The sequence below is a fragment of the Actinomycetospora callitridis genome (assembly GCF_028737265.1).
Classification (GTDB): Bacteria; Actinomycetota; Actinomycetes; order Mycobacteriales; family Pseudonocardiaceae; genus Actinomycetospora; species Actinomycetospora callitridis.
In genome coordinates this window covers 53,422-75,513 of sequence record NZ_JAQZAK010000007.1, presented here as the reverse complement: position 1 = coordinate 75,513, position 22,092 = coordinate 53,422, and the positions used below count along the sequence as shown (strand labels likewise).

16 protein-coding genes, 2 tRNA genes and 1 pseudogene are annotated in these 22,092 nt (G+C 69.8%); 1 reads left to right on the top strand and 18 read right to left on the bottom strand.

What is annotated here, in order from left to right; all coding sequences use genetic code 11:
- Positions 1-203 precede the first annotated feature (203 nt).
- From PH191_RS20825 to PH191_RS20785, 10 genes and pseudogenes are all read right to left on the bottom strand, one after another.
- Complete coding sequence (locus PH191_RS20825) at positions 204-800, bottom strand: hypothetical protein (protein WP_274196545.1); 597 nt, start codon at positions 798-800, stop codon at positions 204-206.
- A 141-nt stretch (positions 801-941) separates the two neighbouring features.
- Complete coding sequence (locus PH191_RS20820; RefSeq protein ID WP_274196544.1) at positions 942-2,573, bottom strand: restriction endonuclease; 1,632 nt, start codon at positions 2,571-2,573, stop codon at positions 942-944.
- Positions 2,574-2,664: 91 nt separating this feature from the next.
- Positions 2,665-3,558, bottom strand: a complete 894-nt coding sequence (locus tag PH191_RS20815) for a nuclease-related domain-containing protein (protein ID WP_274196543.1) — start codon at positions 3,556-3,558, stop codon at positions 2,665-2,667.
- 889 nt (positions 3,559-4,447) lie between these two features.
- A pseudogene (locus tag PH191_RS20810) lies at positions 4,448-5,409 on the bottom strand (slipin family protein).
- 462 nt (positions 5,410-5,871) lie between these two features.
- Positions 5,872-6,189 (bottom strand): PASTA domain-containing protein, encoded by a 318-nt coding sequence (locus PH191_RS30140; protein WP_420791833.1) that lies wholly within the window; start codon positions 6,187-6,189, stop codon positions 5,872-5,874.
- Positions 6,190-6,291: 102 nt separating this feature from the next.
- Positions 6,292-6,483, bottom strand: a complete 192-nt coding sequence (locus PH191_RS20805) for a DUF1918 domain-containing protein (protein ID WP_274196542.1) — start codon at positions 6,481-6,483, stop codon at positions 6,292-6,294.
- An 883-nt stretch (positions 6,484-7,366) separates the two neighbouring features.
- On the bottom strand, positions 7,367-8,989 hold the full coding sequence (locus PH191_RS20800) for a flavin-containing monooxygenase (RefSeq protein ID WP_274196541.1): 1,623 nt from the start codon (positions 8,987-8,989) through the stop codon (positions 7,367-7,369).
- 140 nt (positions 8,990-9,129) lie between these two features.
- Positions 9,130-10,026, bottom strand: coding sequence for an SMP-30/gluconolactonase/LRE family protein (locus tag PH191_RS20795; protein ID WP_274196540.1), 897 nt, complete (start codon positions 10,024-10,026; stop codon positions 9,130-9,132).
- A 226-nt stretch (positions 10,027-10,252) separates the two neighbouring features.
- Entirely contained in the window at positions 10,253-11,932 is a 1,680-nt protein-coding gene (locus PH191_RS20790; protein WP_274196539.1) for a flavin-containing monooxygenase, read from the bottom strand.
- A gap of 264 nt (positions 11,933-12,196) precedes the next feature.
- Positions 12,197-13,135 carry an alpha/beta hydrolase gene (locus tag PH191_RS20785; protein WP_274196538.1) on the bottom strand — a complete coding sequence of 313 codons (939 nt, stop codon included), beginning with the start codon at positions 13,133-13,135 and terminating at the stop codon, positions 12,197-12,199.
- 1,066 nt (positions 13,136-14,201) lie between these two features.
- On the opposite strand from PH191_RS20785, the gene PH191_RS20780 reads away from it, so the two are divergent.
- The gene (locus PH191_RS20780; protein ID WP_274196537.1) at positions 14,202-14,465 is read left to right on the top strand and encodes a hypothetical protein; all 264 of its coding nucleotides are present in this window, start codon (positions 14,202-14,204) and stop codon (positions 14,463-14,465) included.
- 370 nt (positions 14,466-14,835) lie between these two features.
- Here PH191_RS20780 and PH191_RS20775 read toward each other — a convergent pair.
- From PH191_RS20775 to PH191_RS20740, 8 genes are all read right to left on the bottom strand, one after another.
- A tRNA-Lys gene (locus PH191_RS20775) sits at positions 14,836-14,908 on the bottom strand.
- A gap of 62 nt (positions 14,909-14,970) precedes the next feature.
- Positions 14,971-15,043 (bottom strand) — tRNA-His (locus PH191_RS20770).
- 80 nt (positions 15,044-15,123) lie between these two features.
- Complete coding sequence (locus PH191_RS20765; RefSeq protein WP_274196536.1) at positions 15,124-15,510, bottom strand: cupin domain-containing protein; 387 nt, start codon at positions 15,508-15,510, stop codon at positions 15,124-15,126.
- Between the two features lie 92 nt (positions 15,511-15,602).
- The gene (gene orn, locus PH191_RS20760) at positions 15,603-16,277 is read right to left on the bottom strand and encodes an oligoribonuclease (RefSeq protein ID WP_274196535.1); all 675 of its coding nucleotides are present in this window, start codon (positions 16,275-16,277) and stop codon (positions 15,603-15,605) included.
- A 10-nt stretch (positions 16,278-16,287) separates the two neighbouring features.
- Positions 16,288-17,772, bottom strand: a complete 1,485-nt coding sequence (locus PH191_RS20755) for a PH domain-containing protein (protein WP_274196534.1) — start codon at positions 17,770-17,772, stop codon at positions 16,288-16,290.
- Positions 17,769-18,275 carry a PH domain-containing protein gene (locus PH191_RS20750; RefSeq protein WP_274196533.1) on the bottom strand — a complete coding sequence of 169 codons (507 nt, stop codon included), beginning with the start codon at positions 18,273-18,275 and terminating at the stop codon, positions 17,769-17,771. Before PH191_RS20750 ends, PH191_RS20755 begins: the two co-directional genes overlap by 4 nt.
- A gap of 144 nt (positions 18,276-18,419) precedes the next feature.
- Positions 18,420-20,045, bottom strand: coding sequence for an AMP-binding protein (locus tag PH191_RS20745; RefSeq protein ID WP_274196532.1), 1,626 nt, complete (start codon positions 20,043-20,045; stop codon positions 18,420-18,422).
- Positions 20,042-22,078: an SDR family oxidoreductase gene (locus PH191_RS20740; protein WP_274196531.1), complete on the bottom strand. Its 2,037-nt coding sequence runs from the start codon at positions 22,076-22,078 to the stop codon at positions 20,042-20,044. The genes PH191_RS20745 and PH191_RS20740 overlap by 4 nt, the downstream gene beginning before the upstream one ends.
- Between the last annotated feature and the right edge of the window lie 14 nt (positions 22,079-22,092).

Here is a 22,092-nt window from a genome sequence, read left to right as displayed (position 1 = left end):
GCGAGGGATGAGCTTGCGGCTCGAGTCTTTCGATCACGGCATCACCCCGAGGTGCCCCGCGGCCAGCAGCGACTTCTCGTGATCGTCAAGACGAGCTGCCGGTCTGTTTGCTCGCCCGGTGATCGCCTCGCTGGCTACGCCTCGAGGAGCGGAAGGAGGAGGGGAGCGCGGCGTAGGGCGATGTGGGAGCGAAGTCGTATAGCTCAGCCATCTAGAGTCCTGAAATTGATGCGATAACCCTCGTGTTGCAGGCGGTCAACCGTCGTTCCGAATTCGTGATTGCCTGCTTCGAACCGCCACGTGTGCAGGATCGCTCGTATGGGAGCAGGTAGAGCTTGTCCTTTCGTCCTGTGCGGACTGGACCACCGAGGGAGCACCGTCGGGAAACCGAGCTCGCTATCAGGGCCCCACTGAGAGGTGAAAGGATGCCAGCGGAGGGTCTGCGTTCCGTCTAGCCTGGCGTCCAGGATCATCACCGCGTTCTGATAACTGCCGGGCCCCTTCAGGGCTGCGTAGAGGTCTTCGTTCTCCCAGCAGACAAGTACTCGATCTGCCACCATTGACGCTGGAAGCAGGCCCAGTCGGGCGATGGCGCTGGCGGCGTCCTCGCCTCGGTAGAAGGCCCTCGTGGCTGCGAAGCCAACATAGAAGCTGGGGAACTCCTCGACAAAAATGTGTACTGTCGGAGGGGCGACAGCCCCGTGCTCGCGCATGAGCAACTCGAACGCTGCCAGCGCGGACTCCGCGATGGCGTCGACAATATCCTCAGTCGAATCTCTCTCCGGTCCGAGTGCCACCACTTATCAGCTCCGTCTCCACCGATTACGTCTGCTGTCGGTCGCATGCGGGCCGCCACTCGAGACGGACTGATGTCCCATGCGGCTCGTGCGCGGGTCGATGAGCTCTTGTCCGGCTCTACATCGGGTAAGCAGTACGCCGCCTCAGGCCTCAGTTCGCCAGCGTTGTGACGCGGGCGGAGGTTTCGCCCCGGTCAGCACGTCGAGACCGAGGTGCTCTTGGAGCAGTTGCTTGAGGTGAGGTCCCTCGATGAGGCGCACCCGCTCGTTGCGCTGCGCGAACTCGTGGGTGGCCTTCCCGAAGTAGGAGGTGCTGACCAGGATGCCGGTGCCGGCCTTCTTGTCCTCCATGACGCCCCAGAGTGCGCGCACAGCGTCGGCGCCGACGACCGAGGCGTAGCGCTTGGCTTGAATGACGCAGAGTCCGCCGAGGACGGGGTCGGTGTTGTAGGCGACCGCGTCGACCCCGTCGTCGCGGGAGGCCTGGGTGACCCAGGAGGTCATGCCCCTGGCTTCGAAGAGCTCCCGGATGAGGTGCTCGAACTCGCTGGGCGTGAGCCGCATGAGCACTGTTCGATGATCAAGCCGAGCCGCGACCTCCTGCGCCTTGATAGTGCGGAAGCGGCCTAGGTCGGGTTCGAAGATGGGTCGGACGGGTTCGACGTCGTAGGGGTTGGGGGACACGAGAGCGTTGAGGCCGGTCATACACCGGATCGGGTCGACTTCAGCGAGGATCAAGCTGTCGAACTCGTCGCGGGTTGCGGCAACGCTGACCAGGCACTGGCGCTCCATCTGCCCGGTGGCTGGGCTTCTGGCGTCGAGCACACAGGTCACCGTGACCTCGCGGACCTGCTCCGACGTCGTGGTGGTGAAGACGTCGTGCAGGGTGAGGAGCGCGACTTGGGCAAGCAGCCGCGCGTAGCGACTGTTGATCTCGGCGGGCTTGCGGTTTGTGTGGTCGATCAGGTCGCGGGTCTTGACGTAGCGGAACGTCAGCTCGGTGGGCACCACGTCGGGGCGGGGGAGTTCGCGGATCGCCAGGACCTGACCGCTGTCGGCGCGGTAGCCGATTTGGACCTCGCTGGGCACTCCATCCGGTAGCGCGCGTGCTGAGAGTGCCGCAGCGAGTGTCTGCTCCACCGCCGCTTGCTCGCCGGCGGTGAACGCGCATCGACGGTGCCTTAGCTCGTCCTCCCGCGCGGAGGCTTCCGCCGCGAGATCGGCTTGGCGTCTCGCGAGGTCGGCTCGCGCGGCCTCGACCGCCTGAACCCGAGCCTGCTCTTGCCGGCGATGGTCGGCTGCGGCGCGGTCGAACGCGGCCTGGGCCTCTTGTCGAGCCTGTTCCACGCGCGGTGCGCCGAGCCCGAGGGCGCGCGCGAGCCGGCCCGGGGGAGGCGGCGCGAAGTCTGCCCACTCGGGAGCGGGCGTGCCGTGAGCGAGCTCGACGCTCGGGGCGAAGGGCCTCGGCGCGGGCCGAGGTGGATCGTGAGCGATGTCGAGGACGACCGGGCTGCGAAGGCCATCGAGGAGCACGGCGTCGAGCTCGGCGGTGCGATCCTCGGCGTTCTTCGTCAGCTGCTCGGCTTCGTCCTGGCGCGCTGCCTGGTGCTGCTCGAGGAGTTCCCGCTGGCGACGAGCCTCCTCTCGTCGGCCGGCGGGGGTGTTGCGCGCTGCCTCTTCCGCATCGGCGATCAGCCGCTCACGGCGAGTGCGTTGGGCCTGTTGAATGTCGTGCCGCAACCGGTCCCGTTCACGATCCGCCACCCGTCCCCCCATCGGCACGTTCGACGGTAGGCGGCGATCGATGCGGTTGTTGACGGCCGAACGTGGGGCTTCGAGAACTGATGTTGAGACGCGTGCCGGCTCGTCATGGCTTCGGTGGGGTGTCTCGAGTCCACGTCGTCGAGCGTCGCGCGATCTCGTAGAGCGCGAGGACGTGACACCTGTCCAGGGCTGCACGGTGCTGGCGCAGCGTGGCGCAGATCGTCGACGCGCGAGCCACCACCGGGGAAGGTAGCCGCTCCTCGACCGAGCCGCTGCCGACGAACGCGAGCGCCGGAATGGTCGGGGGCCAGCGGTTGGCGGCGCTCGAGCTGGAGTGGGTGCTGCTGGCCTGGGCAGCGATGCTTTCGACGGCTGCCCAGTACGGCGACAGGTCCCAATCGGGCGGTAGGTCGCCACGGGCACGGCGAGACACGACCGCCTGGGCCGCGCTCGCGAGCAGCCACCAGGCCCGCTCTGCGTCACGCGAGGCCTTGGCGACGAAGTCGGTCGAGAACCGGCCTGTGTGGATCTCGCCGTCGTCAATGGTCACGCGGTACCGAGGGTCGAGCTTCTTCGTGTTGATCACGACGACCCCTGGTGGGCCGATCAGGACATGGTCGAGATCGGCGCGAGCACTCGCGCCGATCTTCGCGCCATGGAGAACCAGCCAGGGAGCGTCGTTCGCTGAACTGCGTAGCCATCGCGTGATGCGCCGCGGGTGGGTCAGCTCCGCGAGCGCGTTAGCCAGGATGTCCTCGCCGTCCGCGCCGACCCGCCACGACAGATCGGACTCCCCGACGTGCCGCTGGGCCGCTGCGGTCGCCAGAAGTCCTGCACCGGGGAGGTTGTTCGCGAGGTCCTGCCATGGCTCGTCGAGCCAGCGGTGAAGCCCAGACGTTGGCGCGGCCCGCGGCGGCGCGGACCGGGAGAAGGCTTCTCTCCGTGCACGTTCAGCCCACGCCGGAACGCGGGCTTCTTGATCATCGTCCTGGCTCATTGCACCCCCCGGCTCACGAGGGTTGCACGCCAGGTCCGCTGTCGAGGGGCGTTCGCGGCGCCGGCGCATATCCGTTGCACAACGTCTCGAGCCCCGGCGTTATCGACAGGTTCCGCAGCCAACGCTCTCCGTGCCGTCAAGGGCTGTCCGGGCCTCGCCGCCGTACCAGCACGAGGGGAGTAGATGGCGGCGAGGAGGCTGGAGTGGACTCTTTAACGATCTTCTACGGGTGCGGTCGTCCTGGAGTAAGCGTGCCTCAGAACGATCTGGAATCACATCGAAGATCGCTCCGTAGAGCTGTGACCTGCAAGAAGGGTGCGCCGTCAGGGACTCGAACCCCGAACCCAGTGGACGAGAGTCACGGACGTGACGGTACTGTCTCGTACCCATCTGTGCTGCTCGGGGAAGGTGCGGTCTTCTGTCGATCATCACTGGTGAGCTACCGCGGACCGCCATGGTGTGACGTAAGCGGTACCCAAAGCGGGTCCACTTCGGACGGGCTGTCAGCTCGCTCGGTCGCATGGGTTGCCCGGGGACGTTCTCGGTGGGGGTTGGGTCGGACTCGACCGCGAACACCGACGTGAGCGGGCGGCCGGGGCACCCCCGCAGGCACGGGGCAGGTGGTCTTTCCCGTGATCGAACGCGAGGGCCTCGTCCCGATCCTGCAGGTCACCTTCGTGGACGGTCATCCTGAACGGTCGCCGGCCTGCGACCTGACGCCCCCGTCGCCCGACCGCTCGGCGCGCAGGTCGGCGCCGTCGACGGCGAGGACCCGCGATTCATGGGGCTGCGGATCGCGCCCGGTCCCGCTGGGAGGTGTGGTGCCCGACGGGCTCGAGGACGGCCGATGGGCGATCACGCCGGGGGTACCCGCGCGGTCGGAGCCGTGTCACCGCCGCGTCGCTCGCATCGTCGTTCTCCTCCGAGATCGTGGCCGAGGTCGTGGCTGAGGCTTCGAGCGGGGTATCGAGCGGAGCGACGTGCGGAGGGGCGATCGGGGGCGCGCCATGGACCCGAGCCGGTCCCGTGGGGCGAGGGGCGGCGCCGACTCCCGTGCGGCCTTGTCCACGGCGGTCGGGGGCCGGTCCTCCTCGGGGGTGATGCGCTCGAGGAACCGCAGCAGTTCGACGGGGAAGGGGAGGACGAGCGTCGAGTTCTTCTCGGCCGCCACCTCCACGACGGTCTCCAGGAGACGGAGCTGCAGTGAGGCCGGATGGTCCGACATCGTCTCCGCGGCCTGGGAGAGCGTCGCCGCCGCCTGGCGTTCGCCGTCAGCGGTGATCACGCGGGCGCGACGTTCACGCTCAGCCTCGGCCTGGCGCGACATGGAACGCTTCATCGACTCGGGCAGCGATACGTCCTTGATCTCGACGCGGTCGATGTGCAGACCCCAGTCCATCACCGGAGTGTCGATCATCAGCTCGAGGCCCTGGTTGAGCTTCTCGCGATTGCTGAGCAGGTCGTCGAGGTCGCTCTTCCCGATGATCGACCGCAGGGACGTCTGGGCGAGCTGCCCGACCGCGGACATGTAGTCCTGCACGTCCACCGCGACGCGGACGGGATCGACCACCCGGAAGTAGATGACCGCGTCGACCCGAACGGTGACATTGTCGCGAGTGATCCCGTCCTGCGCCGGGACGGGAAGGGTCACGATTGCATGTTGACCTTCGTCATCCGGTCCGCGATCGGCCAGAGCAGGACGATCCCGGGCGCTCTCGTCGTGCCGGGCTCCACCCTGCCGAAACGGAACACGACTCCGCGCTCGTACTGGCGGATGATCCGCACGCTCGTCCCGACCAGTGTTGCGGCCACCAGGAGAACGGCGGCGCAGAGCGCAAGGGTAACGATCATTTCGCCACATCCCTCACCGCGCGGCTACCGACCTAGTTGGGAGCCGCTGAGAGCAAGGTATCGCAGGATCAGCGGATGCAGGCCGTCCTGAGTCCTCGACAACGCGATCGCCTGCGTGCATGGCGAAGGCCCACCCCCAGCTTCACGATTCCCCCGGGTCACGTCCGATGCGAGCGCATCAAGGGGGCCATACAGAGATCGCGCACCGACTGCGTAGACGATCTCCGAGTGTCAAATCGTCCGGGGTTGCGCGGCCCCGGAGCGATCTTGAGTACTTCGAGCAGCACCACGACGAGACCATCGTCGACGGCGCCTCGAAAGGCGCCTGATGCCGACATAGAAGCCGGTCACCGGCGCTCCCTCGTGCGGAGGGCGGTCTTCGGGCTCCTTTGAGGCGATGCGCCGGGCTGGCACGCGGGAAGCTCGGTGGCCGCAAGGCGGCCCGCGAGCCGGGTCGCCGGTTCAGAACGGCTTGGAGCCAGTGGGCGACAACGGCCGGGGACCTCGCGGCAGCCGGGAACCCCCACGTCCGCCGCCGGGCGGGTCGTCTCCCGTGGGCGCACACCAGAAGCACACCTGCCCACCGGCGACCATGCGCGCGTGCGGGCGCGGGTCCTGCCCGCAAACAAGCGCACCGTCCTGACGGCCAGCGCACGGAAGGTCCGAGCCCTGCGACACTCGCCGGGGCAGCAGGCCGGCGTCGAGCACCGCGTTCTCGGCATCCGGCACCGACAGGCCGTGCAGGTCAGGAACCTCAGCAACCCGACGCCGCCGACCCATGCCATCTCCCGAGAGCCCCCAGCCCGAGCCTCGGAGCCCGCGCGACAGACTGCCCACCGAGGGTCGGGACCGGGGAACGACACGACACCTGACCGTTGACGCTCATGATGAGGGATCGTCCACCACGACGACCTCGGCGTCCGGTCCTGGAAACACCAGGCACGGGTCCCGCCTCTCGAAGCGCACCAGGAACGGGCCGTCCTGACCGTGCACTTCCACGATCGTGCCGACCCGATCAGCCTGATCGACTCGCCGACTGTGTTGAATGATCCGGTCTCCCACGTTGCCCCGCATACGATCTCGCCTTCTTCCCTCCAGCCTTCAGCCCCACCTGAGCGGGTCCCACGATTGGCCCGTGAGCCGATCGCTGTCAACGCCGCCAGGCGCGATGACTCGCTCGTCCAGGATGTCGACCATCGCCGCGGTCGGCCGACCTACACCTCCCGCGGCGGGTGCAGAACGACACCGGTGCGAGCGCACCGTCGCGAGGGCCCCGCTGGTGCGACCACGGCTGCCCGGGCCCGGTGCCGTGGCTCCCGCCCACCACCGGGTGCTGCCCAGCCTGGGCCGACAGGACCCCGAGCCCACCGACCGCAACCGGTCGGCCGCCAGATCACTGCTGGTGACGACGCGCCCCCGTGCGTAATGGCGAACATCTCCAGCAACCGGGAGCGCTCGGAGGAGCCGGCGCCGACCTTCAGCCGGTCCGGCCCGTCCCGCAGGATCACCCCGGCCGCGGCGACCTCCAGCAGCTCCGCGCAGGGCACATCCGGTGACGTCGAACCCCAACCGGTAGGGCTGGCTCGCTCAGGAGGCGGGAGTGATGTTGATGTTGACCAGGCCCCAGTAGCCGGAGGCTTGTGGGGCGAGGTTGCCGGTTGGCATCCGGTCGAGGAGCTGCGCCGGCTGCGCAAGGAAGTCGCCGAGCCAACGAAATCCTGAAGGCGGTGAGTGCTTTTTTCGCGCGACTACGTCAACGGTCGGTAGTCCCGCTCAGCACGATCCGGTGTGACATCGCGATGGCGGCTCCAGGGTTTGATCTCGAGCTGGACCGAGAAGATCCAGATAGCTAGCTCCTCCCTGGGCCGCGCTCTGTCCGAGGACCCGGGGATGTGCACGGGCACGGTCGGCCGTTCGGGGTCGGCCGTGGACGACCGGCCCCGAGCGGCACGCGAGGTCAGGAGACGATGAACCCGGCGTAGTCGCGGTCCTTCGCCTCGGCGTACTTCGTTCGGTAGGAGATGAGGCCGCCCGGGTAGTTGAGGCTCTGGATCGCCTTGCCTGGGATGTTCGCTCCCATGTACCAGGACTTGGCCAGCGGGAAGAGCGTGGGCTCGATGAGCTCGCGGACGTGCTGGCTCCAGGCCTCGTCGGCGTCTGGGGTGGGCTCGATGCGCGCCTTCCCGGACTTCGTGACGTGCTCGATCATCTCGATGACCATCTCGCCCTGCAGCTCGGCGCAGGTCGGGCCGTTGCAGAAGCCGGATGGGCTCTGCGGGCCGTAAAGGAAGATCATGTTCGGGAAGCCGGCGGTCATCATGCCGAGGTGGGCGTCGATCCCGTCGGCCCACTTGTCCCGCAGGAGAGTGCCGTCGGTGCCCACCAGGTTCAGCTGGGTCAGTCCGCCGGAGACGGAGTCGAAGCCGGTCGCGAGCACGATGACGTCGACCGCGTGCTCCACGCCGTCGCGGGTGCGGATGCCGGCCGGGGTGACTGCGTCTATCGGGTTCTCGGCGACGTCGACGAGGTGCACGTTGTCCTGGTTGTAGAGGTCGTAGTAGTTCTGCTCGAGCGATGGCCGCTTCACGCCGAAGGGGTGCGGTGCCTCCATCGGGGCGAGCTTGTCGGCGAGCTCAGTGTCCTTGATCCGGGCCCGGACCTTGTCGCGCCAGAATGCGTACGCGTGGTCGTTGGACGCCGGGTCGAACAGCGTGTCCTGATAGACACCGAGCCAGAACTTGAAGCCGCCGTACTGCCAGGCCTGCTCGTAGCCCGCGGTGCGCTCCTCCGGTGAGAGGTCGACCGCATTGCTCGGCAGGAAGTCGAAGTCGAAGCCGGCGAAGGTGCTGATCCGGTCCTCGAACCGCCGCGGCAGGCTGGCCTTGATCGTCTGCTGATCCTCGGGGGTGAGGGTCTTCTGGTGCATGGGCAGCGCGAGGTTGGGGGTGCGCTGGAAGACCGTGAGGTCCGCGGCGTCGCGGGCCGCCTCCTGGATGACCTGCACCCCGCTGGCGCCGGTGCCGATGACCGCGACCCGCTTACCGGTGAAGTCGAGTCCCTGTTGGGGCCACCAGGCGGTGTGGTGGCACTCGCCTCGGAACGAGTCGAGGCCCGGGATGTCCGGGATGTGAGGCCGTGAGGCGAACCCGAGACATGGCACCAGGAAGGTGCAGCGGGCGGTCCTGCCGTCTGTGGTGCGCACGACCCATTGGTTGCGCTCGCTGTCGAAGTCGGCGCCCTCGACGCGGGTGTCGAAGCGGACGTCCTTCTTGATGTCGAGCTTGTGCTCGAGGTGGTCGAAGTACTGGCGCACCTCCCGCCAGCCCGGGTAGCGCTCGGAGAACTCCCAGTCCGTCCAGAGATCTTCTCGGGAGAACTGGTAGATCGGTCCCTCTGTGTCCACTCGGGCGCCGGGGTAGCAATTCCAGTACCAGATGCCACCGAGGTCGGACCCGGCTTCATAGATCTTGACCGAGTAGCCGAGCCGGCGCAGCCGATCGAGCTGGTAAACGCCGGCGAAGCCAGCTCCGACCAACAGGACGTCGAGCTCTTCGATGGCATTGTCGACGGCGGTCGTCATAGTGGCTCACTCCTCCTGGTGACGCCGTGATGAATCGAAAGGTCAGCGCGAGAGCCGGGAAAGGCTGTTCGGAGAAGGGTCGAGGTGTCGGACCGGACCCTGTCCGGATCGAGGCGCGGTTCCGGTGCTCGCCGGCCGAGTCAGGGAGTGCCTGCGTGCGGCACGTCGACGCCGGTGGCCACGAGTCGGCCGAGTCGTGTGGTGGAGCGCTCGCCCTCGTCGAAGTTCGGCGCTACGCAGAGGAAGAGCGTCCGCCCGTCGTCCCCGCCGAGCATGCAGGCGTACACGCCCTCGTCCCCGGTGCTGATCTCCTCGAGGATCGAGCCGCCCTCGGCGATCCGGACCACTCGGTGGTGGATGGCGTCGGCGACCCACAGGGCGCCCTCGGCGTCCAGTGTGTTGCCGTCCGGGCCGATGGAGGCCGCGGCGAGCAGCGTGTTGACGTCGTCGGTGTCGGGCAGGGGCCCGAAGTTCGCCCAGTCGCGACGGGGTCCGAGGGTGCCGTCGGCGAGGATGTCAAAGGCGGAGACTCGGTTGCCGAGGGTCTCGTCGACGATCAGCGTTGTGCCGTCCGGGGTGATCACGGAGCCGTTGGGGAACATCAAGTCTTCAGCGACGACGCGCTGGGTGCCGTCGGGGTCGACGCGCACTATTGGCGCGGTACGGAACGCCCCGCCGCCCATGAGGTCGAACCCGAAGTTGCCGACGTAGGCGCGGCCCTGTGCGTCGACGACCATGTCGTTGACGTGTCCGCCCGACGTGGTCGACAGGTCGGCGTGCTCGACGAGCTCGCCGGCCTCGAGGCGCATCAGCTTGCGGTCTTTCATCGAGACCACGAGGAGCCGATCGTCCGGCAGCCAGCCCAGCCCGGAGGGTTGGCCGGGGACAGTGACGATCTTCTCGGTCTTGCCATCGGGTGCCACGGTGAAGACCTGGTGGGTGTAGAAGTCCGAGAGCCACAGCCGGCCGTCGTGCCACCGCGGCCCTTCCAGGAACGTGTACCCGTCGACGACGGTGGCGAGATTGCGATCGCTCACGATCGGCGTCCTTCCTACGAGGGCGGACAAGGTCGCTCAAACCCCCGGTGCTCATGACCGCGCCGGCTGGCCGACTTGTTCACGGAGTCGTCGCGCGAGGCCAGTCACGCCGGGGTCAAGTGTCACGTCGGTGCCGAGCAACTCGGACACATGGCGGTCGACCTGGGGCATGTAGTCGGGGTTGACAAGAACAGCCCGAGGTGGCCGAGAGCATCGTTGACCGCACTCATGCGAAGACCTCCTCGCGGGCCGGCACGGCCTCGCCGTCGATGGCGAAGCCTTCCCATCCGTTCTCGACGATGGCGGCGCACTTGGCGCGGTACGGTCCGACGAAGTCGAGGTTGGGCATGAACACCCGCGGTTTGCCGGGGATGTTGGCGCCCATGTACCAGGTGTCAGCCTTTGGGAAGAGGGTCGCGTTGGCGGCCTCCTGGTTGTGGGTCACCCAGGCGTCCTCGGCCTCCCGGGTCGGCTCCATCCGCGACGCGCCGCGCTCGCGCAGGTCGCCGATGGCCCGCGCGATCATCTCGACGTGCTGCTCGATGGAGACGGGCATGTTCGACAGCACCGACGGGCTCTGTGGACCGGTGATCATGAATAGGTTCGGGAAGTCGGCGCTCATGAGTCCGAGGTAGGTGCGTGGCCCCTCGCCCCACTTCTCGCGCAGGAGCTCCTCGCCGCGGCCGCGGATGTCGATGCGGGCCAGCGGTCCGGTCATGGCGTCGAACCCGGTCGCGTAGACGATTGCGTCCAGGTCGAATCGAGTGCCGTCGGCCAGTCGGACCCCGGTGGCGGTGATCTCGGCGATGGGGTTGGCCTTGACGTCCACCAGGTGCACATGCGGCAGGTTGAAGGTTTCGAAGTAGCCGGAGTCGAGCGGGTTGCGCTTGACGCCGAAGGGATAGCCCTTCGGCACCAGGAGCTCGGCCACCTCGGGGTCGTCGACCTTCTCGCGGATCTTCTCGTGCAGGAACTCGCGCACTCGGGCGTTGGCCTCATCGCTGAAGAACATGTCGACGTATCCGCCGAGCCAGATGCCGAAGCCGCCCTCGTCCCAACGCTTCTGCAGCTGCTCCCGCAGCTCCTCGTCGGAGACCTCCAGTGCCCCCTTCTCCTCGAACTCCAACTCGAAGCCGAAGTTCGACGCTCGGATCCGCTCGCGGATGCCTTCCCAGTCCCGCTTCCGGGCCTCCTTGACCTCCGGGGCCACAGGTCCGTTGTTGGCCGGAACGATGTAGTTCGCGGTGCGCTGGAAGACCGTGAGGTCGCTCGCCTCCTGCGCGATCAGCGGCACCGCCTGGACGGCGGAGGCACCGGAGCCGATGACACCAACGCGCTTGCCGCTGAAGTCCACGCCCTCGTGCGGCCAGTGCCCGGTGTGGTAAGTCTCGCCGGCGAACGTGTCGACACCCACGAACGGCGGCGTGTTCGACGCGGAGAGCGCCCCGACCGCAGTGATGAGGTACCGGGTCCGCACCGTCTCGCCCGTGTCGGTGGCGACCTCCCAGGTGTCGGTGGACTCGTCGAAGGTCGCGGCCAGGACGTTCGTGGAGAAGGTGATGTCGCGGGCGAGGTCGAAGCGCTCAGTGACGTGCTCGAGGTAGGCCCGGATTTCGTGCTGCTCGGGGTAGCGCTCACTCCACTCCCACTCGAGCCACAGGTCGCGGTCGAAGGTGAAGCCGTAGATGTACGAGTCCGAGTCCGAGCGTGCGCCCGGGTACCGGTTCCAGTACCAGGTGCCGCCGACGCCCGATCCCCGCTCGAACACGCGGGCCCGCAGGCCCATCCGGTTGCGCAGTGTGTGCAGCATGTAGAGCCCGGAGAACCCGGCCCCGATGATCACGGCGTCGACGTCGACGTCCTGCCCTCCCGACGTCGACTCCGCCGTCCTCTCTGCCGTCGTCATGTCCACGGACCTCCTCGTCCGGCGCGGACGCTCCCGACCGTCGCCGACCCGCTGTGACCCACGACACTGCCCGATGCGCGGCACACGGGACACGGCGTGCAGACCTGCCGCGACCGAAATTGTTCGCACTGTGCCTCCGCCGTGACGCTCCTGAGCAACGGCGATGACAGCCCCCGGCCGGACCCAACCCTGTGTGCCGTTAGCTGCTCTCTTCCACCTCGAGGGGTGCGACGAGCGCCGGGGCCTCAGGGCGGCTCCGGTGCCTCAGGAGCTGGAGGTATGCAGAGCGGCCCGCACCTCCCGCGCGATCTCTGCGTGCAACTCCCGGGCGCCGTCCAGCACTGCCTGCATCCAGTAGAACCCGTGGATCATGCCGTCGTAGTTGCTGTAGGTCACCTTCACCCCCTCGGCGCGCAGGCGCTCGGCGTAGAGCCGCCCATCGTCACGCAGCGGGTCGAACTCCGCAGTGACCACCAGCGCGGGGGGAAGATCGGCCAGGCTCGCCGCCTGCAACGGAAACGCCCGCCAGTCCGGCTCGTCGGTCGCGCCGTCAAGGTAGTGGCCCCAGAACCAGCGCATCGACTCTCGCTGCAGCAGGTAGCCCTCGGCGTTCTCGACCGCCGACGGCTTGTCGACGTCGCGCTCGACGGCGGGGTAGACGAGCAGCTGGTAGGCCAGTGCGGGGCCGCCCTGGTCGCGTGACTTGATCGCGACGGCCGCCGCGAGGTTGGCGCCCGCGCTGTCGCCGCCCACCGCGATCCGCGCCGGGTCGACGTCGATTTCGGACGCGTGGTCGACCAGCCAGCACAAGCCGGCCCACGCGTCGTTGAACGGCACCGGGAACTTGTGCTCGGGTGCCTTCTGGTAGTTCAGCGCGACCACGACGCAGCCGGTGTCGTTCGCCAGCGCACGCATCGTTGCGTCGCAGATCTCGATGTTGAGGATCACCCAGCCGCTGCCGTGGTAGTACAAGATCGCCGGGAACGGGCCCTCACCCTGCGGCGTGTAGATCCGCGCGGGCAGGTCAGCGGTCGGTCCCGGGATGAAGCGATGCTGGACGGAGGCGACCTCGGGCCCGGGTCCCTGTAGGTCGGCGAACACCGCCGCGGCCTGCCGGGCCTGCGGCACGCTCATGTGCTCGAAGGGCGGCTGCCCGGCCTCGCGCATCTGTTGCAGCAGCGCTTCGACCTGCGGGTCGAGCACTCGTCCTGGCATGGGTTCCTCCTGGTGAGTTTCTTGAATGTTGGCTCTCTCGCGCCCCGCCACCGCCGCCTCCTAGGGCCGGCGGTCATAGGCGGTCGTCCTCCCTGTGTCGTGGCGTACTCGAGATGTGCTCGCCCCGGACCGTCCGCTCCCGCGACCGACCTGGCTAGCACGATTCGCGGTCGAGCTTGGACACGTTTGAGTCGCGGCGGTGGCCGCGTGCCGAGTCGGAGGAGGCAATCCCGGAGCTGCCTGCACTCGGCGCCGCCGGAGAGCGCGTGCCCGCCCACCCGCGGCAGCGATCAGACCGGAGCCGCCGATCGAACCGCGGCCCCGCTCACACCTCGGCCGGCGATGGGACCGGGCTCGGCGCTCACACCACGGCCGCGGCCCCAGAACGGCTGAGCTCGAACACCTCGTAGCCCTTTGCCGCGACGTCGTCGCAGATCCCGCGAGAGGTCCCCACGCCACCGACGTATGGGTAGAGGCCTCGCGGCTTACCGGGGATGTTCGCGTGAGGACGAGGTTCGGATCAGTCCCCGCTCATCACTCGCGACGCGCGGTCGCACACCGGCTGCGTCAGCGAGCGCCCTCGACCCGGATGCTGCGGGAGCTGAGAATCCCTACGACATCGCCGGCATCACCGTGCCGCCCGCATGCGTGACCTGGTGGCTCGGTCACGGGGCGGGCGGACTGCCCTCACGCCGAGCCTCAATGCGAAATCATCGGTTCAGTGGTGCGGGATGACCGACCGACGAGAGCACGCTCGCGGGACCCATCCTTGACCCGAGAGGGGCGCCCCAATGACCACCACCCTGCTCGTCGAGGACGGGCAACCCTTCGCCGTGGACCGTGGCTTCACCGCCGCCGACCTGCGGGCCCTCGAGCATCGTCACCGGCACCGTGACCGCGAGCGAGCAGGGTATGTCCACCGTCCCCGTGACCGCGAGCAGGCTGTGGGGCCGGCACGGCCTCGTCGTGTTCACCGACGGCCAGGACCAGGACCCCGGCTCCCGGGTCCCGCACACCCTCAAGCACCGACGAGCACGCAGGGAACTGAGCCGACATGACTGCGGTGTCGGTGTTCCTAGCCAGCCCGGACGACGAGACGGCGTTGTGGCTCGGCGATGCACCCGAGGTGCCGGCCATCAGCCAGACGCTGTGGCTATGCAACGCCAGCCCCCGTACCAACGACGAGCGCGCCGGCCGCTACCGGGTAGTCGACGTGCACTGGGTCTACCGACTGGACCTGCCCGGCGCAGGCATCCAGCCTGCCGTGGTCGGCGCCGAGGTCCACGTCGAGCCAGTCACCCACGCGGCCGCCGACTGATCGGGGCTCATGTGTCCGTCCTGGCGTGCAGCCTTCGACGCTCGGTCGGGTCTCCCTAGGTCACCGTGAACCGCCGAGGCACCTGCGCGATCATCTGTGGCGCGAACACCTACGGCCGCCCGACCGGGCCCGATCACCAGTCCGGGCAGACCCTCGGTGTGAACCTGCTGATTTCACCGGGACAACTCCCTGCGCCCTGATCGCCGAGGTACCCGGCCATGAGGTGGCCCCGTCGCCGGACCCGACGGTGCGGAGTCAGTGATCGCGGTAGTCGATCATTCCGAGCCCGATGCTCCGGGATTAACGGCCCGTTGGATACGGCTGGAGTCACATTAAGATCGCTCCGTAGAGCTATGACCTGCAAGAAGGGTGCGCCGTCAGGGACTCGAACCCCGAACCCAGTGATTAAGAGTCACTTGCTCTGCCCATTGAGCTAACGGCGCGTGATCGAAACCCTAGCAAAGCCAGCGGTCCGATCCGACAGCGGGTGGACCACTGCCGTCCGGGTGAGTGACGGGACTTGAACCCGCGACACCTGGGATCACAACCCAGTGCTCTGCCAACTGAGCTACACCCACCATTGGCCTCTCCGGGAAGGCCCCGGTGAGTCGCGTACGAGCCTACAAGCCGGGCGCGAGCGGCTTGCGACCGGGAGCCCTCACGCGAGGGCGTCCGCGCTGAACCGGTAGTCGACGTCGTCGAAGGCGGTCGTCGGGAAGACGAACAGGACGCGCGCCGGCCCGCCGACGGCGCGGACGCCGTGCTCGACGTCGCCCGGGATGCGGACGAGCGCCCCGGCCCCGACCGTCACCTCCTGGCCGTCGAGCGCGACGACGGCCTTGCCCTCGAGGACGTAGTAGACCTCCGGTGCGGTGTGGCGGTGCCGTCCCATCCAGCCGTGGGCGGTGAGCTCGGCGACCCCGGTCGTGACGGACTCGGGCGTGGGGTCCGCACCGTCGGCGAGCAGGCACCACCGCAGGCAACCCCGGACGGGGTCGTCCCACGTCTCCCAGCCCTGGTCCTGGACGGTCGTGATGAGCTGCACGGTGGCCTCCTCGAACGCGGACGACGAGCGGCGCCCACGGGTTCGAGGCGGACGGCGCAGGATGTCCGGTCGGGGCCGTGTCCGAAACCGCGTCAGGCGCCCGGCGGGGGTGCCTGGCCGCCGGCGGGGCCGGCCTCGGTCGACACTGCGGCGTTGACGCCGGCGCGGTCGTCGGCGACCACCGAGGCGGCCGCGGCCTGGGCCTCGTCGGTGGTCGGGCCGGGCGGGGGCACGAAGGCCGTGCGGCGGTAGTACTCGAGCTCGCGGATCGACTCGCGGACGTCGGCCAGCGCGCGGTGGGCGAGCCCCTTCTCCGGCTGCGAGTAGTAGATGCGCGGGTACCAGCGCCGGCACAGCTCCTTGATCGAGCTGACGTCGACCATGCGGTAGTGCAGGTAGCCGTCGAGCTCGGGCATGTCGCGGGCGAGGAAGCCGCGGTCGGTGGCGATCGAGTTGCCGCACAGGGGCGCCGAGCGACCCTCGGGCACGTGCTCGCGGACGTAGTCGAGGACGAGCTTCTCGGCCTCGGCCATCGTCACCGTCGACTGCCGCACCTCGTCGGTCAGGCCCGACTTGGCGTGCATGTCGCGGACGACGTCCGGCATGTTGTCGAGGGACTCGTCGGACGCGTGGATGACGACGTCGACTCCCTCACCGAACGGGACGAGGTCCGCGTCGGTCACCAGGGCCGCGATCTCGATCAGCGCGTCGTTCCGCAGATCGAGTCCGGTCATCTCGCAGTCGATCCACACCAGACGGGCACTCACCCGGTCGACCCTAACGGCGCACGAGCCGACCGGCCCCTCGGCCGTCGATCACGAAGGGTGCGAGCAGGCCGGGGGTGATGTCCTCGACCAGCTCGAGGGCGCGGTCGGCGCCCACGTCGAGCACCTCGTAGCGCCCGCGGCCGGCGGCGGTCACGGCGTGCAGGGTGACGAGCCCCGCGCGGCGCTGGGTCAGCGACTGGGTGAGCCGCCAGCCGATCACCCCGCCGCGACGCAGGACGACGGTGCGCCGCACCCAGGCGCCGTGGCGGCTGACGAGGTGCGTGCCGGTGAGCGCGTGTCCCAGCGACCGGATCCGGTCGACGGCGAGGAGCACGGAGGCGCCGAGCAGGATCGGCACGACGACGGCGTCGGCCGGGGCCTCGGGCCGGACGAGCAGCACGGCGCAGACGACCAGCACCGGACCGACGCCGCGGGTCAGCCTGCGGACGACGGCCGCGCGCGGGTGGCGGACGAGCGGGGCGCGCGTGCCCTCCTCCTCGCCCACGCCGAGCACGCCGGCGGCGACCTGGTGGGCCCGGCGCCGGGGCATCGCCGGGCCGACGGCGCCGACGTGCTCGCCCTGGCCGTCGGCGCGCAGACCGGTGGTCAGGGCCAGCGGGCGCGCCCCCCGGCCGAGGCGCACCAGCAGCGGCTCGTCGAGCTCGACGCCGCGCAGGCGCCGGCCCTCGAGGGACAGGGTGCGGCGGGTCAGCAGGCCGCGGCGCAGCACGAGGCCGCCGTCGTCGGCACGCGTGAGGCGGTAGCCCCACCAGCCCTCGACGAACACGACGGCCGCCCCGAAGACCGCCGTCGCGAGCAGGGCCACCGCGCCGAGCCACACCGGCGCGCGTCCGGCGCCCTCGCGCAGGGTCTCGGTGACCGGCGCCCGCAGCGAGAACTCCTCGGCGAGGCGGAAGAGACCGAGCCACACCACGCCGACGACGGCGATCGCCGAGAACGTCAGCGGGGCGAAGCGCACCCAGGTCCAGCGCAGGCGGGCGAGCTCGGGCACCGGCGCGGCCGCGTCGGCCGGGGCCTCGCCGAGCAGCACGGCGCGCAGCCGCTCGGCCTCGACGCGGCGCACGGCGTCGAGGGTCAGCTCGGCGTCGTCGCCACCCTCGCGCCGTCCCGTGCCCACGCGCACCACGGCGAGCCCGAACAGGCGGTGCGCCGGGTTGGCCGTGAGGTCGGCGGTGCGGATGCGGTCGCGGTGCACGCTGCGGTGGTGGCGGCGCAGCAGGCCCGTGCGCAGCTCCACGCGGTCGGTGCCGATCCGGTAGGACGTCGTGAACCAGCGCGAGATCCCGAACGCGAGCACTGCGACGGCGAGCGCGATGCCGCCGCCGAGGCGCCAGCGATCGTCGCTGGAGCCGCCGGTGATCGCGATGACGAGCAGGACCGGGAGGAGCTTGGCGAGGTCGACGGCCGGGTGGACGACGAGCATCCGGCGGTCGAGGCGCTGCCAGCCGAGGCCGTCGGACGGGTAGGTGGTCACGTCGCGTCGCCCCCGAGGGTCTCGGTGACCCTCGTCAGCCGGTCGGCGAGCTCGACCGCGGCGTCGGCGTCGAGCCCGTCGATCGTCAGCGCACCGCTCGCGGAGGCCGTCGTGACCGTCACCGAGGACAGTCCGAACGCGCGCTGCAGCGGCCCGCGGTCGGTGTCGACGGTCTGGACCCGCGAGATCGGGGCGATGCGCCACTCGAGGCGCAGCCAGCCCGAGAGCGTGTGGACGGCGTCGTCGGTGATCTCCCAGCGGTGCAGGGCGTAGCGCCAGCAGGGGACGACGAGCAGGTGCGCGACGCCGACGACGACCGTCGCCACGCCGGTGAGGATCATCAGCGAGGTGTAGGTCGGGAGGACGACGGCGACGGCGACCTGGGGGATCAGCAGGCCGACCGAGGTGATCGCCGACCGCAGCGCCCACCACGACCGCGCGCGCGGGCTCACGCGGTGCGCGGGCGCGCGCAACCGCGAGGCGCCCGGCTCCGGCGTGGTCACGAGGCCAGTCTGCCCAATCCCGGCGTCCGTCCACTCGCTCGCGAGGGCCTCGCCGGCTCCGAGTGCGTGGCCCTATCGGCGTGCTCCCCTTTTTCTTGGACGTTGAGTGTCTGCGGCGCCACGCCGCTGACACTCACGAGGCCCTCACAAATCCGAGGACCCGAGCTCCGACTTGAGGACCTTGCCGGTGTTGTTGCGCGGGAGCTCGTCGAGGAACTCGACGTCGCGGGGGCTCGCGAAGCGGGCGAGGTTGTTCTTGACGTGGTCGCGCACGGCGTCCGCGTCGACCTTCGCCCCCGACTCGAGCACGAGGTAGGCCGCGAGGCGCTGGCCGTACTCCTCGTCGTCGACGCCGACGACCGCGGCCTCCTTGACGCCGTCCATGTCGGCCAGCAGGCCCTCGACCTCGCCGGCGTGGATGTTCTCGCCACCCGTGACGATCATGTCGTCGGCGCGGCCGGAGATGAACAGCAGGCCGTGGCGGTCGAAGTGCCCGAGGTCGCCGGTGCCGAGCATGTCGTCGACGACCTCGGTCTCGCCGCGCCCGCCGGTGTAGCCGGTGAACAGCATGTCGTTGCCGACGAAGATGCGGCCGGTCTCGCCGGCAGGGAGCTCCTGGTCGTCGTCACCCAGGATCTTCACGGTGGTGCCGACGGGCGGGCGGCCCGCGGTGCCGGGCTCGGAGCGCAGCTCCTCGGGCTTGGCGATCGACGCCCACGACACCTCGGTGGAGCCGTAGAGCATGTAGAGCTTGTCGCCGAACGTCTCGAGGAACTCGGTGACCTTCGCCGGGGGCATCGCCGAGCCGGTCGCGGTGACCGTCTTCAGCGACGACACGTCGTAGCGGGCCTTCACCTCGTCGTCGAGCTCGAGGATGCGCTGGAGCATCACCGGCACCGCGAACATCGACGTGCAGCGGTGCTGGGCGAGCTGGGCGAGCGCGTCCTCGGGGTCGAACTTGCGCCGCAGCACCAGCGTCGAGCCCATCAGCGACCCGATCTGGAACGCCGCGAACCCCCACGTGTGGAACAGCGGCGCCGAGACCAGGGCGTGCTCGCGGGCCGTGAGCGGGATGCGGGAGAGGATCGCGTTGACGACGCCGATGCCGTTCGGCGAGGGCCGCTCGGCGCCCTTGGGCGTGCCGGTGGTGCCCGAGGTCAGCACGATCGTCTTGCCGACCGGCGGCTTGGTGGCCAGCGGCTTGGAGCCGTCGGCGCCGATGAGGCCCTCGAGGGTGTCGTCGCCCCAGCACCCGGCGCCCTCGGTCCAGGCGAAGACGCGCTTGACGCTGTCGGGCACCTCGTCGAGGCGGTCGGTGAGGTCGGAGTCGACGACGATCGTGCCGATCTCCTGCTCCTCGGCGACGGCCTTCATCTGCGACGGCGAGAGTCCGGTGTTGAGCAGGACGACGTCGGCGCCGAGCTTGGAGACGGCGAGGATCGTCTCGATGGGGCCGCGGTGGTTGCGGCACAGCACGGCGACGCGGCTGCCGGGGCCGACGCGGCGGTCCGCGAGGGCGCGGGCGAGCCGGTCGGTGCGCTCGTGGATCTCCTTGAACGTCACCGTGCCGCGGTCGTCGACGATCGCGACGCGGTCGGGGTGGCGCCAGCGGCCGACGACGAACGCGGTGGTGGGCGTGAAGCCGTAGCGGTACAGCGCGGTCGGGAACAACGCGGCCCGGTGCGGTGCCACCGGGGCGATGACGCCCGCGTCCGTCAGCAGCCGCAGCCCGGTCGCGAGTTCGGTGGGGGTGCCGAACGGGGTCTTCACCAGTGCACTCCAGGGAGAAGTCGGGCCATGGCCTGGGCGCCGCGGGAGAGCGGGCCCGTGTCGAGCGTCCGGTCGTCGTCACGTCGTTCCTGCTCACTACCCTCACGGGCCGCGGCGGATTCGGGGAACACCCGATATGCGACGTGCATGACGGCGTCCTTCAACCGCGGTGTCAGCGCGCCGGACACCGCGCCGAGCGTCCCCAGCAGCGTGCCGACGTGCTTGGGGCGGTCGATGAGCGCGTGCAGCACCTTGTCCGCCGCCTCCTCGGGGGAGTCGGTGGGGAAGGCGTCGTAGATGCGGGTCGGGGCGATCATCGGCGTCCGCACCAGCGGCATGTGCACGGTCGTGAACGTGACGCCCTCGCCGAGCACCTCGGTGGCCACGATGTCGGCCCAGGCGTCCATCGCGGCCTTGCTCGCGACGTAGGCGGAGAACCGCGGCGGGCCCGTCTGCACCCCGATCGACGAGATGTCGACGACGTGCCCGAACCGCCGCTCGAGCATGTGCGGCAGCAGCGCGAGCGTCAGCCGGACCGCGCCGAAGTAGTTGATCGCCATCGTGCGCTCGAAGTCGTGGAAGCGGTCGACCTCGAGGCGCACGCCGCGGCGGATCGACCGGCCGGCGTTGTTGACCAGCATGTCGATGCCCGTGTCGGGCCCGCCGTGGTCGTTGATCATCGCCTTGACCAGGGCGTCGACCGACTCGCCGTCGGTGATGTCGCACGAGTACACCCAGGCCTGGCCACCGTCGCGCTCGATCTCGGCGCGGACCTCCTCGAGCTCCTCGGTGCGGCGCGCCACGAGCAGCGGCACGCCGCCGGCGCGCGCGACCTTGAACGCCGTCTCGCGCCCGATGCCCGAGGAGGCGCCGGTGATGACCACGCGCCGGCCCTGCAGCGGGCCGCCGGGGCGGGGGCGGCGGTGGCGGTTGGGGTCGAGGTGCTCGCGCCACCAGTCGACGAGCACGCGGGCGTAGTCGGCGATCTCCGGGCTCGCGATGCCGGTGCCGGAGAGGGCGCGACGGGTCTCGGCGCTGCTGAAGGTGGCGCCGAACGTCAGGTGGGGGAGCACCTCGGGCGGGATGTCGAGCTCGGCGAGGGCGATGTCGCGGGCGGCGGCGAGCGCGGGGACCCGGGCCGCCTGCTCGGCGCCGCGCTTCACGAGGGAGCCGACGGCCGTCGGCATCGTGGCCTGCAGCTTCGGGGCACCGAGCGCGTCGGCGAGGGCGTTGTAGACCTCGGAGAGCGGCTGCGGGCGCGGGTGGACGAGGTGGAACGCGCGGTGGTCCATGCCCGGCTGGTGGACCAGGTGCACCATCGCGTCGGCGACGAAGTCGACCGGGACGATGTTGGTGGCGCCCAGCTCAGGGACCGCGAAGCGCAGGGCGCTGAGCCACTGCCCCGGGGCAAACCGGCCCAGCAGCGAGATCGCCGTGAGCAGGTAGTACGGCCCGTCGATCTTGTCCATCTCGCCGGTCTGCGAGTCGCCCACGACCACGGCGGGCCGGTAGACGCGCCACGGCACCGTCGATTCCTCGCGCACGATGCGCTCGGCCCGGTACTTCGTCTCGTGGTACGGGTTGCCGAACTCCTGGCCGACGTCGAGGTCGTCCTCGGTGAAGGTGCCCTCGTACTCGCCGGCCACGGCCACCGAGGACACGTGGTGCAGGCAGGAGACGCCGAGGCGGGAGGCCAGCTCGACCACCCCGCGCGTGCCGTCGACGTTGGCCGCGCGGTTGGTGTCGTCGTCGGCGGTGATGTCGTAGATCGCGCCGAGGTGCAGGACGTGGTCGACCCGCCCGGCCAGCCCGTCGATCTCGGCGTCGTGCAGGCCGAGGCGCGGGCGCGTCAGGTCGCCGACGACCGGGACGACCTTCTCGTGCCCGGGGGTGTCGGCGAGCCGGCGCAGCAGGCGGTCGCGGGAGCCCTCACGGACGAGCGCGTACACCGCTTCGCAGTCGTCGCGTCGGAGCAGACGGGTGAGGACCGCTCGGCCCAGGAACCCGGTACCGCCGGTCACCAGATACCGCATGGCGGAGGATCGTG

What these genes read in the sequence shown, in the direction of transcription:
- PH191_RS20805 (WP_274196542.1), bottom strand. Translation starts at nt 6,483, where the DNA reads ATGCGGGGCAACGTGGGAGACCGGATCATTCAACACAGTCGGCGAGTC.
- PH191_RS20815 (WP_274196543.1), bottom strand. Translation starts at nt 3,558, where the DNA reads ATGAGCCAGGACGATGATCAAGAAGCCCGCGTTCCGGCGTGGGCTGAA.
- PH191_RS30140 (WP_420791833.1), bottom strand. Translation starts at nt 6,189, where the DNA reads ATGGGTCGGCGGCGTCGGGTTGCTGAGGTTCCTGACCTGCACGGCCTG.
- PH191_RS20820 (WP_274196544.1), bottom strand. Translation starts at nt 2,573, where the DNA reads ATGGGGGGACGGGTGGCGGATCGTGAACGGGACCGGTTGCGGCACGAC.
- PH191_RS20800 (WP_274196541.1), bottom strand. Translation starts at nt 8,989, where the DNA reads ATGACGACCGCCGTCGACAATGCCATCGAAGAGCTCGACGTCCTGTTG.
- PH191_RS20790 (WP_274196539.1), bottom strand. Translation starts at nt 11,932, where the DNA reads ATGACGACGGCAGAGAGGACGGCGGAGTCGACGTCGGGAGGGCAGGAC.
- PH191_RS20740 (WP_274196531.1), bottom strand. Translation starts at nt 22,078, where the DNA reads ATGCGGTATCTGGTGACCGGCGGTACCGGGTTCCTGGGCCGAGCGGTC.
- PH191_RS20780 (WP_274196537.1), top strand. Translation starts at nt 14,202, where the DNA reads ATGACTGCGGTGTCGGTGTTCCTAGCCAGCCCGGACGACGAGACGGCG.